The organism is Aquabacterium sp. (assembly GCF_035476535.1).
Taxonomy (GTDB): Bacteria; Pseudomonadota; Gammaproteobacteria; order Burkholderiales; family Burkholderiaceae_C; genus Pseudaquabacterium.
In genome coordinates, this window is sequence record NZ_DATILJ010000330.1 from 35533 (window position 1) to 49649 (window position 14117).

Annotated in this window: 13 protein-coding genes; 10 read left to right on the forward strand and 3 right to left on the reverse strand. The window is 65.4% G+C overall.

Annotation, left to right across the window (positions count from 1 at the left end):
• Positions 1-96: 96 nt before the first annotated feature.
• The 4 genes from VLK61_RS31610 (at position 97) to VLK61_RS31625 (ending at position 3530) form a co-directional block, all read left to right on the forward strand.
• Entirely contained in the window at positions 97-1245 is a 1149-nt protein-coding gene (locus VLK61_RS31610; protein WP_325427624.1) for an iron-containing alcohol dehydrogenase, read from the forward strand.
• Between the two features lie 126 nt (positions 1246-1371).
• A complete protein-coding gene (locus VLK61_RS31615) occupies positions 1372-1719 on the forward strand; it encodes a GntR family transcriptional regulator (RefSeq protein ID WP_325427626.1) in 348 nt (115 codons plus the stop codon).
• Positions 1720-1721: 2 nt separating this feature from the next.
• Positions 1722-2594: an ABC transporter ATP-binding protein gene (locus tag VLK61_RS31620; protein WP_325427628.1), complete on the forward strand. Its 873-nt coding sequence runs from the start codon at positions 1722-1724 to the stop codon at positions 2592-2594.
• A 12-nt stretch (positions 2595-2606) separates the two neighbouring features.
• Positions 2607-3530, forward strand: coding sequence for a hypothetical protein (locus VLK61_RS31625; protein ID WP_325427630.1), 924 nt, complete (start codon positions 2607-2609; stop codon positions 3528-3530).
• A 296-nt stretch (positions 3531-3826) separates the two neighbouring features.
• Here VLK61_RS31625 and VLK61_RS31630 read toward each other — a convergent pair whose 3' ends face one another.
• On the reverse strand, positions 3827-4246 hold the full coding sequence (locus VLK61_RS31630) for a hypothetical protein (RefSeq protein ID WP_325427632.1): 420 nt from the start codon (positions 4244-4246) through the stop codon (positions 3827-3829).
• On the opposite strand from VLK61_RS31630, the gene VLK61_RS31635 reads away from it, so the two are divergent.
• Positions 4245-5492, forward strand: coding sequence for an ISL3 family transposase (locus VLK61_RS31635; protein WP_325427634.1), 1248 nt, complete (start codon positions 4245-4247; stop codon positions 5490-5492). The genes VLK61_RS31630 and VLK61_RS31635 overlap by 2 nt on opposite strands.
• 85 nt (positions 5493-5577) lie before the next feature.
• Here VLK61_RS31635 and aceA read toward each other — a convergent pair whose 3' ends face one another.
• Together aceA and VLK61_RS31645 are read right to left on the reverse strand one after the other, a co-directional pair.
• Entirely contained in the window at positions 5578-6876 is a 1299-nt protein-coding gene (aceA, locus tag VLK61_RS31640) for an isocitrate lyase (RefSeq protein WP_325427636.1), read from the reverse strand.
• A 253-nt stretch (positions 6877-7129) separates the two neighbouring features.
• The gene (locus tag VLK61_RS31645) at positions 7130-7609 is read right to left on the reverse strand and encodes an Lrp/AsnC family transcriptional regulator (protein ID WP_325427638.1); all 480 of its coding nucleotides are present in this window, start codon (positions 7607-7609) and stop codon (positions 7130-7132) included.
• 124 nt (positions 7610-7733) lie between these two features.
• On the opposite strand from VLK61_RS31645, the gene VLK61_RS31650 reads away from it, so the two are divergent.
• The 5 genes from VLK61_RS31650 to VLK61_RS31670 all read left to right on the forward strand — a co-directional run bounded on the left by VLK61_RS31650 (position 7734) and on the right by VLK61_RS31670 (position 14034).
• Positions 7734-9044 carry an aspartate aminotransferase family protein gene (locus tag VLK61_RS31650; protein WP_325427640.1) on the forward strand — a complete coding sequence of 437 codons (1311 nt, stop codon included), beginning with the start codon at positions 7734-7736 and terminating at the stop codon, positions 9042-9044.
• An 85-nt stretch (positions 9045-9129) separates the two neighbouring features.
• Positions 9130-10431 (forward strand): NAD(P)/FAD-dependent oxidoreductase, encoded by a 1302-nt coding sequence (locus tag VLK61_RS31655; RefSeq protein ID WP_325427642.1) that lies wholly within the window; start codon positions 9130-9132, stop codon positions 10429-10431.
• On the forward strand, positions 10428-11192 hold the full coding sequence (locus tag VLK61_RS31660) for a gamma-glutamyl-gamma-aminobutyrate hydrolase family protein (protein ID WP_325427644.1): 765 nt from the start codon (positions 10428-10430) through the stop codon (positions 11190-11192). Before VLK61_RS31655 ends, VLK61_RS31660 begins: the two co-directional genes overlap by 4 nt.
• 74 nt (positions 11193-11266) lie before the next feature.
• Positions 11267-12634 carry a glutamine synthetase family protein gene (locus VLK61_RS31665; RefSeq protein ID WP_325427646.1) on the forward strand — a complete coding sequence of 456 codons (1368 nt, stop codon included), beginning with the start codon at positions 11267-11269 and terminating at the stop codon, positions 12632-12634.
• Between the two features lie 20 nt (positions 12635-12654).
• Complete coding sequence (locus VLK61_RS31670) at positions 12655-14034, forward strand: aspartate aminotransferase family protein (protein ID WP_325427648.1); 1380 nt, start codon at positions 12655-12657, stop codon at positions 14032-14034.
• The last annotated feature ends 83 nt before the right edge of the window (positions 14035-14117 follow it).

The window sequence follows — 14117 nt, forward strand, 5'->3', positions numbered from 1 at the left end:
GTTGGGTGGTCACCGAAGCACTGGTCGTCTGAAGGGTTGGCAAGGATACTGTGGCTCCCCGCCGCCTGGCCCCTCCACTGTGCAGAGTCCCCCACCATGGCCCGCATCCTCTACCTCACGCAAATCGAAATCGACCACGGCGCTGTCGCCTGCCTGCCGCAGGAATGCGAACGCGTGGGCATGCACAAGCCGCTGGTCGTCACCGACCCCGGCGTGCGCGCCGCCGGTGTGCTGGACAAGGCGCTGGCCGCACTGGGCGCGCTCGAGCATGCGGTGTTCGACCAGACGCCCAGCAATCCGACCGAAGCCGCCGTGCGCGCCGCCGTAGAGGTCTACCGCGCGCAGGGCTGCGATGGCCTGGTGGCCGTGGGCGGCGGCTCCAGCATCGACCTGGCCAAGGGCGTGGCCATCCTCGCCACCCATCCCGGCGCGCTGAAGACCTACGCGACGATCGAAGGCGGCAGCCCGCGCATCACCGAGGCCGTGGCGCCGCTGATCGCCGTGCCCACCACCGCCGGCACCGGCAGCGAGGTGGCGCGCGGCGCCATCGTCATTGTCGACGACGGCCGCAAGCTGGGCTTCCACAGCTGGCACCTGATGCCCAAGACCGCCGTCCTCGACCCCGAGCTGACGCTGGGCCTGCCGCCGATGCTGACCGCCGCCACCGGCATGGATGCGATCGCGCATTGCCTGGAGACCTTCATGGCGCCGGCCATCAACCCGCCGGCCGACGGCATTGCGCTGGACGGGCTGGAGCGCGGCTGGGCCCACATCGAGCGCGCGACGAACAACGGCCAGGACCGCGAGGCCCGCTGGCACATGATGAGCGCCAGCATGCAGGGCGCGATGGCCTTCCAGAAAGGCCTGGGCTGCGTGCATTCGCTGAGCCACAGCCTGGGCGGCGTGAACCCCAAGCTGCACCATGGCACGCTGAACGCGATGTTCCTGCCGGCGGTGGTGCAGTTCAATGCGCCGGCCGAGTCGATGCAGAAGGACCGCCGCCTGCAGCGCATGGCGCACGCCATCGGCCTGCCCGGATGCGATGCCAAGGGTACGGAACTGGCCGAGGCGATCCGCGCGCTGAACGCCCGTATCGGCCTGCCCACCGGCCTGGCCGCGATGGGCGTGACGCGCGATCTCTACGAGCGCGTGATCGACGGCGCGATGGCCGACCACTGCCACAAGACCAACCCGCGCATCGCCACGCGGGATGATTACCGCGCGATGCTCGACGCGTCGCTGTAGCCCCGGCCGGCTGGATCGGCAGGCGCTGCAATCCGTCGTCCGGCGCTGCAGTCTGTCGCATCGGCCGCGCCAGCCCCAGTCGGGCTTGTTATGGTGTGCTACATCAGCAACACACCGGACCCGCCCATGCAGACCTGGGACCACAAGCAGCCGATCTACCAGCAACTGGCCGACCAACTCGCCGCCAGCCTGCTGGACGGCGACCTGCCGGAAGGTGAACCGATGCCGTCCGTGCGCACCCTGGCCAGCCGCTACCTGTTGAATCCGCTCACCGTGAGCCGCGCGCTGCAGGCGCTGGGCGACGAAGGCCTGGTGGAAACGCGCCGTGGCCTGGGCATGTTCGTGCGGCCTGGTGCGCGCCAGAAGCTGAAACAGGTCGAGCGCGAACGCTTTCTGAAAGAGGAATGGCCGCAATTGCGCATCCGCCTGCGCCGCCTGGACATTGCCGCCAACGAACTGAGCTGGGAGGAATGATGATGGAACCCTTGATCCGGGCCCAGGGCCTGACGCTGCGTTACGGCCGCAAGCTGGCGGTGGACGACGTCAGCTTCACGATCCCCAAAGGCCGCGTCGTTGGCCTGTTAGGACACAATGGCGCCGGAAAGACCTCGCTGATGAAGGCGCTGGTCGGGCTGATGCCCGGCGAGGGCCAGCTGAATGTGCTGGGCCTGGACCCGCGTCGACAGCGCGTCGAGCTGCTGAACAGCCTGAGCTACATCCCCGACGTGGCCATCCTGCCGCGCTGGGCCCGCGTCGAACAGCTGATCACCTTGATGAGCGGGCTGCACCCGCGCTTCTCGGCCGACCGGGCCCGGGCACTGATCAAGCGCACCAGCGTGGCCTTGACCGACAAGGTCAAGGCGCTGTCCAAGGGCATGGTGGTGCAGGTGCACCTGGCGCTGATCGCCGCGATCGATGCCCGCCTGATGATCCTCGACGAACCGACGCTGGGCCTGGACGTGCTGTCGCGCAAGGCCTTCTACGAGATGCTGATCGACGAGTGGTGCGACGGCGAGCGCAGCGTGCTGATCTCGACCCACCAGGTCGAGGAGATCGAGTCGCTGCTGTCCGACGTGATGATGCTCAACGAAGGCAAGCTGGTGCTGTCCATCAGCCTCGAAGAGATGGACCGCCGCTTCGTCGCGCTGAGCCACGACCCGGCGCAAGCCGAGGCGATGGCCGCCGCCCACCCCCTGCTGCGTTACCGCGTGCAAGGCGGCTCGGCCGCACTGTTCGACGGGCCGCCACCGGAGGCCGTGCAGGCACTGGGCCAGCGTGTGCGGCCCAGCCTGGTGGACCTGTTCGTCGCCTTGACGCGGGCGCCCGAGATGAACCGCACGCAAGGCTGAAGGAGAGCACCGATGAACCGCTTCAACACCCTGCTGCAACGTGAATGGATGCAGCACCAGCGCGGCTGGATGATCCTGCTCGGCCTGCCGCTGGTGCTGGTGATCCTGGCCGGCCTGTTCACCGATCTCGGCATCAGCATCGAGATCGACGGCGACACCGTCGTCAAGCATGTGCCCTCGGCGGCGCTGCAAGCCTTCGGCAGCATCGCGGCGATGGCCGCGATCACGCTGGGCCTGGCCTGGTTGTCCGCGCTATTCCAGGCGCCTGGCCTGGCGCGACGCGACCAGCAGGACCGCTCAATCGAGTTCTGGCTCTCGCTGCCCACTGGCCATGTGCCCAGCCTGGGCGCCACGCTGCTGACGCACCTGCTCTTGCTGCCCTGGGCAGCGCTGGCCTTCGGCGCCGCCGGCGGGCTGCTGGTCTCGCTGCTGCTGGTGGGCAAGGCCTGGGGCCTGGCCGCCTGGTTCAGCCTGCCCTGGGGCAGCCTGCTCATCGGCGCGCTGGTGCTGCTGCTGCGCGTGGCGATCGGCATCCTGCTCGCCACGCTGTGGATCTCGCCGTTGATCCTGATCACGATGGCCGCCTCGGCTTGGCTCAAGCGCTGGGGCGTGCCGCTGGTCGCTGGCGTGATCGGTGGCGGCGGCCTGGTGCTGGACAAGGTCTATGGCATCCCAATGGTCTGGGAGGTGCTTCGCACATTGGTCGAACACGGTTCGCAAGCGCTGATCGTCGCCGATCAGGGTGGCGCGGCTGGCGAGCTGGCGATCCACAGCGACGCCGATGTACTGCCCTTCATCCAGGGTCTGCCGTCCTGGGCCCTGCACGACTTGGGGCAAGCCCTGCAGGCGCTGGCGTCGCCGGCATTCGCCGGCGCACTGGCGGTCGCCGCAGCGGCCTTCATGCTGTTGGTCTTGCGGCGCCAGCGCGGGGCTTGATCCGGCAGCTGCGTGGTGTGTGGCCCCGGCGGGCCGGGCAAAAAATGGGTTCTTCCGGACTATTTGTGGGCGTCTAGTCAGCAACCTGAGCGTCCAAGCCGTGGCGCTCATCAGACAAGGCCAAAGGCCATGATGGCGCGCATCCCACGGCTCTACAGGGCGGGGGGCTTGATCCCGCGGGGTAGTGTGTTGACCTTCGAAGATCGCTGCCGCTGGCTATCTTGTTCGACGATGGCTTGTACTGGGACTGCGCCCCAGCCCCCCATTCCCCGCTACCTCCCCCGCTGCCGCCCGCTTCACCGCCCGAACCGATGTAGCTTTCGACAAGTAGCATCGAGCGACCGCTGTTCCTCTTCGGTGATGCGGGGGTACATGAGTGGCCCGCCATCAACGTCGATGAGCTGCTGCAGCGCGTCCTGGACACTTCGTCGGGCCAGGCCGGGATCCTCGTAACGGCGCCGAATCAGCTCGCCTCCGAGCAGCCAGAGATTGTCGCGATGCCTGCGCACGGTCGACTTGGCCAGCCCCTGGTCCAGCAGATCGAGCAGGAACGGAGTGAGGGCCTGGACGACCTGCTGGCCCACGACGATGTCCGCCGGCTCGAAGTGCCAGATCTCGGGCCACTTGTGCAGGTCTGGACATGCCTGGCGCAGCCGCTGCTCGTCATGCGGCGTGAGAATCGCCGCGCCGTCAGCGTTGACGGCGGAGTCGACCATGTTGCTCGCCCGCTTGCTCAATGCCTGCCACCACTTTCCCGGCTTCGTCTATGCCGCGGTGCGACTGATCGAAGCCACCAGCACCATCTTGGTGGAGGTACGACCGCGCCGGGGCTCCAAGCCGCATTGCTCGTGCTGCGGCAAGCGCGCTGCCGGATATGACGTGCTGCCTGCGCGGCGGTTCGAGTTCATCCCGATCTGGGGCTATGCCGTGATGCTGGAGTATGCGATGAGACGCGTGCAGTGCGGGCAATGCGGCGTAAAGGTCGAGACGGTGCCCTGGGCCACGGGCAAACACACCCTCACCAAAGCCTACATGTTGTACCTGGCGCACTGGGCGCGCAAGCTGTCGTGGAACGAAACCGCCATCAGCTTCGGTACGACCTGGGACAAGGTCTGCCAGGCGGTGGAGTATGTCGTGCAATGGGGGCTCGAGCATCGCCAACTCGGACCGCTGCGCGCCATCGGGGTGGACGAGATCGCGGTCGGGCGGGGGCACAAGTACCTGACGCTGGTCTACCAGATCGAGGCCGACTGCGTCCGGCTGCTGTGGGTGGGCAAGGAGCGCACGGAGCAAAGCTTCGAGCAGTTCTTCACCCTCATCGGCCAGGAACTGGCCGGCAAGATCGAGTTCGTCTGCTCGGACATGTGGCGGCCCTACCTGAAGCTCATCGCCAAGCACTGTACCCAGGCGCTGAACATCCTGGACCGCTTCCATGTCGTGGCCAAGCTCAACCTGGCACTCGACGAGGTGCGCGCCAGCGAGGCTCGCCGCATGGTTCGCGAAGGATACGAGCCGGTGCTCAAGAAAAAGCGCTGGTGCCTGCTCAAGCGGCCCGAGAACTTGACGGACAACCAGCGCATGAGTCTGCGCGAGTTGCTCGGCTACAACCTCAAAAGCGTTCGGGCCTATCTGCTCAAGGAGGAGTTCCAGCTGTTTTGGGACTACGACTCACCCGCCTGGGCCGCCAAGTTCCTCGACGCCTGGTGCACCCGGGCAATGCGCTCGCGCATCGAGCCGGTGAAGAAGTTCGCCCGCACCGTGCGTGCCCACCGCGAGTTGCTGCTCAACTACTTCCGGGCAAAAAAGCAGTTCTCCAGCGGCGTCATCGAGGGGCTGAACAACAAGGCCAAAGTCACTATGAGAAAAGCATACGGCTATCGGACCTTCCGCATCGCCGAGCTCTCTCTGTACCACGTGCTCGGCAAGCTTCCTGAGCCAAAACTCGCCCACAAATTCTTCTGACGAGGCAAAAAAATGGGGGCGAATGATCGCCCCCATTTCCATAAGCCGGCTCTTGTGCCGGCCCGTTGCCAGACCGGCTCTCTGATCAGCCGTGCTTGGCTTCGAAGAACTGCTCGTCTTCGGTCGATCCCTTCAGCGCCGCGGTCGAGGCCTGCGCTTCGATCGTCGTGGTCACCGCGTCGAAGTACCCGGTGCCCACTTCGCGCTGGTGCTTCACGGCGGTGAAGCCCTTCTCGGCGGCGGCGAATTCCTTCTCCTGCAGCTCGACGAAGGCGCTCATGTTGTTGCGGGCGTAGCCATGCGCCAGCTCGAACATCGAGTAGTTCAGGCTGTGGAAGCCGGCCAGCGTGATGAACTGGAACTTGTAGCCCATCGCGCCGAGTTCACGCTGGAACTTCGCGATGGTGGCGTCGTCGAGGTTCTTCTTCCAGTTGAACGACGGCGAGCAGTTGTAGCTCAGCAGCTTGCCCGGGAACTTGGCATGGATGGCGTCGGCGAACTTCTTCGCGAAGGCCAGGTCCGGCGTGCCGGTTTCGCACCAGATCAGGTCGGCGTACTCGGCATAAGCCAGGCCGCGGCTGACGGCTTGGTCGAAGCCGTTGCGGGTGCGGTAGAAGCCTTCGACGGTGCGCTCGCCGGTCATGAAGGGCTTGTCGTTGTCGTCGACATCGCTGGTCACCAGATCGGCGGCTTCGGCATCGGTGCGGGCCAGCAGGATGGTCGGCACACCCATCACGTCGGCGGCCAAGCGGGCGGCGACGAGCTTGCTCACCGCTTCACGCGAGGGCACCAGCACCTTGCCACCCATGTGGCCGCACTTCTTGGCGGCGGCCAGCTGGTCTTCGAAGTGAACGCCGGCGGCGCCGGCCTCGATCATTGCCTTCATCAGCTCGAAGGCGTTCAGCACGCCGCCGAAACCGGCTTCGGCATCGGCCACGATGGGCTGGAAGTAGTCGATGTCGTTCTTGCCTTCGCTCCACTGGATCTGGTCGGCGCGGGCAAAGGTGTTGTTGATCTTCTTGACCACCTTCGGCACCGAGTCCACCGAGTACAGCGACTGGTCGGGGTACATCTCGCCATTGCTGTTGGCGTCGCCGGCCACTTGCCAGCCAGACAGGTAGATCGCCTTCAGGCCGGCCTTGACTTGCTGCATGGCCTGGTTGCCGGTGAGTGCGCCCAGCGAGTTGACGAAGGGTTCGGTGTTGATCGAGTTCCACAGCTTCTCGGCACCGCGGCGGGCCAACGTGTATTCGATCGGCAGCGAGCCGCGCAGGCGCACCACGTCGGCGGCGCTATAGCCGCGCTTGATGCCCTTCCAGCGCGGGTTTTCGGCCCAGTCTTTTTCGAGGGCGGCAATCTGTTGGTCGCGTGTCGGTTGGGTCATGTCAGCTCCTTGCGTCGTTGAGGTTGTGAACCAGGGAAATCGATGGCTCAAGCCTACCGAGGCCGCAAGCGCTTGGGAACACTTATGTCTTATAGAAGACTTATATTTTTCATCATTGATATCAATGACTTACGTTCGTCATCTCATGATGCGGCAAGCGATTCTTCACCATGAAAAATCTTGCTGCAATGCAGCAGTCCATGATTCCGTATTGCGAAATCATAATTTCTTCATGTGGAATACGGACGCCGCGCTACAGCGGCAGCGCCGTCGTCTTCTTCACCGTGCGCAGCACCAGCATCGAATTCGAGCGCTCCACCCCCGGCAGCCGCATCAACACCTGGGTGTGGAAGCGTTCCAGGTCCTCGGCGTCGCGGTAGCTGAAGCGGATCAGGTAATCGTTCGATCCGGCGACGTAGAAGCAATCGAGCACCTCGGGCTCGTCACGCACCGCCTGCTCGAAGGCCTTCAGCACGCCATCGTTCATCGTCTGCAGGTTGATGATCGAAAAACAGGTGCCATGCTGGCCCAGCGCCTTGGCATTGAGCAGCGCCACATACTGCGCGATGACGCCGGAGTCTTCCAGTTGCTTGACGCGGCGCAGGCAGGCCGAAGGTGACAGGTGCACGCGCTCGGCCAGTTCCACATTCGACAGCCGGCCATCGGCCTGAAGCGCTGTCAGGATCTGTCGGTCAATCGCATCGAGTTGCGGCTTTGGGCTTTCTGTTCGCATGAAATGCGGTTTCTTGTTTGATTCTTCGAATGATATGGCGTTGCTCAGGGTGGACCCCCTGCGTTTTTGCAAGCACATTGCGCGCCGGGCTGCTTAGACTTGTTGGATTCACGAAAGGCCCGCCATGACCCAGCCCAACCTCGATGCCTACTGGATGCCGTTCACGGCCAACCGCCAATTCAAGAAGGCGCCGCGGCTGTTCACGAAGGCCTCCGGCATGCACTACTGGACCGACGACGGCAGGCAAGTGCTCGATGGCGTGGCCGGCCTGTGGTGCGTGAACGCCGGCCATGCGCGGCCGAAGATCGTCGAAGCCATCCGCGCCCAGGCGGCCGAGATGGACTACGCGCCGCCGTTCCAGATGGCGCACCCCAAGGCCTTCGAGCTGGCCGACAAAGTCGCCAAGCTGGCGCCGGCCGGCATGAACAAGGTGTTCTTCACCAACTCCGGCTCCGAATCGGTGGACACCGCGCTGAAGATGGCGCTGGCCTACCACCGCGTGCGCGGCGAAGGCCAGCGCACCCGGCTGATCGGCCGTGAGCGCGGCTACCACGGCGTCAATTTCGGCGGCATCTCGGTCGGCGGCATGGTCGCCAACCGCAAGATGTTCGGCGCGATGCTGTCCGGCGTCGACCACATCCGCCATACGCACGACCCGCTGCGCAACAGCTTCACCGTCGGCCAGCCCGAGCATGGCGCCGAGTTCGCCGACGATCTGGAAAAGCTGTGCGCGCTGCACGACCCGTCGACGATTGCCGCGGTCATCGTCGAGCCCGTCGCCGGCTCCACCGGTGTGCTGATCCCGCCCAAGGGCTATCTGAACAAGCTGCGCGAGATCTGCGACAAGCACGGCATCCTGCTGATCTTCGACGAGGTCATCACCGGCTTCGGCCGCACCGGCAACGCCTTTGCGGCGCAGACCTTCGGCGTGACGCCGGACCTGATGGTCATCGCCAAGGGCCTGAGCAATGGCTGCGTGCCGATGGGCGGTGTGATCGCCAGGCAGGCCATCTACGACACCTTCATGACCGGGCCCGAGCACCTGATCGAGTTCATGCACGGCTACACCTACTCGTCGCACCCGCTGGCCTGCGCCGCCGGCCTGGCCACGCTGGCCACCTACGAAGAGGACGGCCTGCTGACGCGTGCCCAGCAGTTGCAGGGTTACTTCGCCGAAGCGCTGCATTCGCTGAAAGATGCACCGAACGTCATCGACATTCGCAACATCGGCCTGGTCGGTGGCATCGAATTGAGCCCGCTGCCCGGCGAGCCGGCCAAGCGCGCCTTCAACATCTTCCTCGACTGCTACGAGAAGGGCGTGCTGATCCGCACCACCGGCGACACCCTCGCGCTGTCGCCGCCGCTGATCATCGAGCGCCAGCAGATCGACCAGATCATCGACACCGTGCGCGGCGCGATCCAGCGCGCCGCTTGAGGCGCGCCGGGTTCATCATCGCCGCCTGACGCAAGACGTACGCGGCCAATCCACCATCACCGAGGGCCCTGCCTAGCGCATACACATGACCTTCCTGAGCGCTGATCGTGAACTCACGCGCCACTCGTACTACGCCGACACGGCGGTACGGGAGGCGCGGTATCCGGCGCTCGAAGGCGATGCGTCCTGCGACGTGGCCATCGTCGGTGGTGGTCTGGCCGGCCTGTCGGCCGCGATCGAACTCGCCCAGCGCGGTTTCTCGGTGCGCGTGCTGGAGGCCCGGCAAGTCGGCGCCGGCGCCAGCGGCCGCAACGGCGGCCAGGCCATCCATGGCCTGGCCTGCGACATCGGCGAGATCGAATCGCAGCTGGGGCTCGATGAAGCCAAGCGCATCTTCGGCATGTCGATCGAGGCGCTGGACCTGATCCGCAGCCGCTGCCAGCGCTTCAATATCGATGCCGATTGGCGCGACGGCTACCTCGGCGTGGCCGTCAATGCGCGCAAGGGCCGTGAACTGCTCGAAGGTGCCGAGCGCCTGGCCAGCATCTACAGCTACCCGATGACGCCGATCGCGCAGGCCGATCTGCCGCAGTGGATCAACAGCCCGCGCTACGTGGCTGCGGTGCACGACCCGCGCTCCGGCCACCTGCACCCGCTGAAGTACACGCTGGGCCTGGCGCGTGCCGCAGGGGGCTTGGGCGTGCGCATCCACGAAGGCACGCCGGTGATCGGCCTGACACCTTCGACGCGCCCTGTCCTGCACACCGCCACCGGCCGCATCATCGCCGGCCAGGTGCTGCTGGCGGGCAATGTCTACCTGCAGGGCATCGCGCCTCAACTCGAATCGCGCATCATGCCGGTCGGCACCTACATCGTCGCCACCGAACCGGTGGGGCCCGCCCTGGCCCGGCAGCTGATCCCGTCCTTGTCAGCGGTGTGCGACAACAACTTCGTGCTCGACTATTTCCGTTTCTCGGCCGACAGCAGCCTGCTCTACGGCGGCCGCGTCAGCTACTCCACCACCACGCCGGCCAACCTGGCCGAGAGCATGCGCCAGCGCCTGGTGCAGACCTTTCCGCAACTGGCCGCCACGACCATCAGCCATGCCTGGGGCGGCTTCGTCGACATCTCGATGAACCGGGCGCCGGACTTCGGCCGCCTGGCCGCGTCACCTCAGGTCTATTATCTGCAAGGCTTCTCGGGCCACGGCCTGGCGCTCACGGGCCTGGCCGGTCAACTGGTGGCTGAAGCGATGAATGGCGATGCCACGCGCTTCGACACCTTCGCACGCATCCGCCACAAACCCTTTCCTGGTGGGCGCATGCTGCGCACACCGGCGCTGGTGCTCGGCATGGCCTGGTACCGCATGAAAGACGCATTGTCATGAGCAGCAACAAGCCCATCGTGCTGGTCCCCGCCTGCAACCGGCCGCTGGGCGAGCATCCCTTCCACGTCGCCGGCAAGAAATACGTCGACGCAGTGCGCCTGGCCGGCGCCCTGCCCTTGATCGTGCCGAGCGCATTGACCGAAGAGCTGGACGCCCTGCTCGACCTGGCCGACGGCGTGCTGCTGACCGGATCGGCCTCCAACGTGCATCCCCGTTACTTCGATGAAAGCGTGCACGACAGTTCGCTGCCGCTGGACCCGGCCCGTGATGCCTGGACCTTGCCGCTGATTCCGAAGGTGCTGGCCCGCGGCATGCCGCTGTTCGCGATCTGCCGCGGCACGCAGGAGGCCAATGTGGCACTCGGTGGCTCGCTGCACCAGGCGGTGCAGGAAGTCCAGCCGTACATCGACCACCGCGCCCCGGCAGGCCAACCGGCGGCCGTGCAGTACGCCGATGTGCATGAGGTGAATGTCCTGCCCGGTGGTGTGCTGGCCAGCATCGTCGATCGTGCGCAGTTCAAGGTGAACTCGGTCCATGGCCAGGCCGTGAACCGCCTGGCACCGGGCTTGCGTGTCGAAGCACGTGCACCCGATGGTTTGGTCGAAGCCTTCTCGGTGACCGCCGCCGCGGGCTTCAACCTCTGTGTGCAATGGCATCCTGAATGGCAGGCCGAAGACAATCCCGTGTCGATGCAGATGCTCCAGGCCTTCGGTCACGCCTGCCGCAACTACCACGACCGCCATCGAACCCCGATCCCCTAGCGCCTCATGTGGTGCGGAGCAGGCGGCTTCCCCAAAATGCCGTCGCCAACCTCAAGAGAGATCAGGTGTTTTCCATGGTGAACCGAGACAATTTCAACTTCAGCGAGCTCGAACAGTGGCTCAACGAACGCCGCGTGACCGAGATCGAGTGCCTGGTGCCCGATTTGACCGGCGTCGCCCGCGGCAAGATCCTGCCGCGCGAAAAATTCACCGAAGACCGCGGCATGCGGCTGCCCGAAGCCGTGGTGGCGATGGGCGTGACCGGTGAATTCCCCGAAGAAGGCCCGTACTACGAGGTCATCAGTCCCAACGACAAGGACATGCACCTGCGCCCGGACCCCAGCACCGTGCGCATCGTGCCCTGGGCCGTGGACCCGACGGCACAGGTGATCCACGACTGCTACGACAAGGACAACAAGCTGGTGCCGTTTGCGCCGCGATCGGTGTTGCGCCGCGTGTGCGACCTGTACGCCGCCGAGGGCTGGAACCCGGTGGTCGCGCCCGAGCTGGAGTTCTACCTGGTCGCCCGCAACACCGACCCGGACATGCCGCTGAAACCGCCGATCGGCCGCAGCGGCCGCGCCGAGACCTCGCGCCAGGCCTATTCGATCGATGCGGTGAACGAGTTCGACCCGCTGTTCGAAGATGTCTACGACTACTGCGAAAAGATGGGCCTGAACGTCGACACGCTGATCCACGAGGTCGGTGCCGGCCAGATGGAGATCAACTTCTTCCACGACCACCCGCTGGGCCTGGCCGACGAGGTCTTCCTGTTCAAGCGCACGGTGCGGGAAGCCGCGCTGCGCCACGACATGTTCGCCACCTTCATGGCCAAGCCGATTGCCGGTGAACCCGGCAGCGCGATGCACATCCACCAGAGCGTGACCGATGTGAACACCGGCCAGAACATCTTCAGCAACGAAGACGGCACGCCCAGCAAGGAGTTCTACTGGTTCATCGGCGGGCTGCAGAAATACATCCCGGCGGCGATGGCGCTGTTCGCGCCCTATGTCAACAGCTACCGCCGGCTGGCCCGCTTCACCGCGGCGCCGATCAACATCCAGTGGGGCACCGACAACCGCACGGTGGGCATCCGCTCCCCGCTGGCGTCACCGGCGGCGCGCCGCGTGGAGAACCGCGTGATCGGCGCCGATGCCAACCCGTATGTCGCGCTGGCCGCGACCATGGCCTGCGGCTACATCGGCATCAAGAAGAAGATCGAACCCTCACCAGAATGCAAGGGCGACGCCTACCTCGGCGCCTTCGCACTGCCGCGCAGCCTGGGCGAAGCCCTGTCGCTGCTGCGCGCCGAGAAGGACCTGCACGATGTGTTGGGTGCCGAGTTCATCACCGTCTACACCGAGGTCAAGGAGATCGAGCACGCCGAGTTCATGAAGGTGATCTCGCCCTGGGAACGTGAGCATCTTCTGCTGCACGTTTGATCGAACACGAGCACAGCATCATGAGCATTCAACGAAGCACTCAGCAATGGCAGGCCGCCGACGCGGCCCATTTCCTGCATCCCTTCACCGATTTCCAGTCGCTGGCGAAGAAGGGCTCGCGCATCATCACGAAGGCCGAGAACATCTACCTGACGGACAGCGAAGGCCAGCGCATCCTCGATGCGATGTCGGGTCTCTGGTGCGTCAACGTCGGCTACGGCCAGCAGGCGCTGATTGACGCGGCCACGCGACAGATGAAGGAACTGCCCTTCTACAACGCCTTCTTCCAGACCGCCACGCCACCAGCCATCGAACTGGCCGAGTTGCTGAGCGAGGTCACGCCGCCGCAGTTCCAGCACGTGTTCTTCTCGGGCTCCGGCTCCGAGGGCAACGACACCGTCGTGCGCATGGTGCGCCGCTACTGGGACATCCTGGGCCAGCCGGAGCGGCAGGTGATCATCAGCCGCCACAACGCCTATCACGGATCGACGATGGCCGGCGCCTCGCTCGGCGGCATGAGCGGCATGCATGCGCAAGGCGGTTTGCCGATCCCCAACATCGTGCACATCGACCAGCCCTATTGGGCCGAACACGGGCAGCACATGAGCCGTGATGAGTTCGGCCTCATCGCGGCGCGTTGGCTCGAAGACAAGATCCTCGCCGTCGGGCCCGAGAAGGTCGCGGCCTTCATCGGCGAGCCGGTGCAAGGCGCCGGTGGCGTGATCATCCCGCCCGCCACCTACTGGCCCGAGGTGCAACGCATCTGCGACCAGTACGGCATCCTGCTGGTCAGCGACGAGGTGATCTGCGGCTTCGGCCGCACCGGCCGCTGGTTCGGCTGCGAGACCATGGGTTTCCGCCCCGACCTGATGACCTTCGCCAAGGGCGTGACCAGCGGCTATGTGCCGCTCGGCGGCGTGATGGTCGGCGAGCGCATCGCCAAGGTGCTGATCGAACAAGGCGGAGAGTTCGAGCATGGCTACACCTACTCGGGCCATCCGGTTGCCTGTGCGGTGGCTTTGGCCAATATCAAGCTGATCCAGCAGCTCAAGCTCGTCGAGCATGTGCACGACGATGTCGGCCCGTATCTTGCTGAAGCCTTTGCAACGCTGCGCGATCACCCGCTGGTGGGTGACGCCGAAACCTGCGGACTGATGGGTGCACTGTTGCTGGTGAAGGACAAGGCCGGGCTGAAGCCCTTCGACGAGAGCGTGGGCATCGGCATGGTCTGCCGCGGCCATTGCTTCGGCAACGGGCTGATCATGCGTGCGGTGGGCAACCGCATGATCATCGCGCCGCCGCTGGTGATCACCCGTGCGCAGATCGACGAGATGATGGGCCTGATCCGCCGCTGCCTGGACCTGACGCTGGCCGATGCCCAACGCGAAAAGTGGCAGTGACCGTCGCGGCGATGCGCGTGCCGGGGGGCGGGCCCTGTGGGTTACCCCGCTGATCCCCGTCGCGCGCCGTGCATAGACTCGCT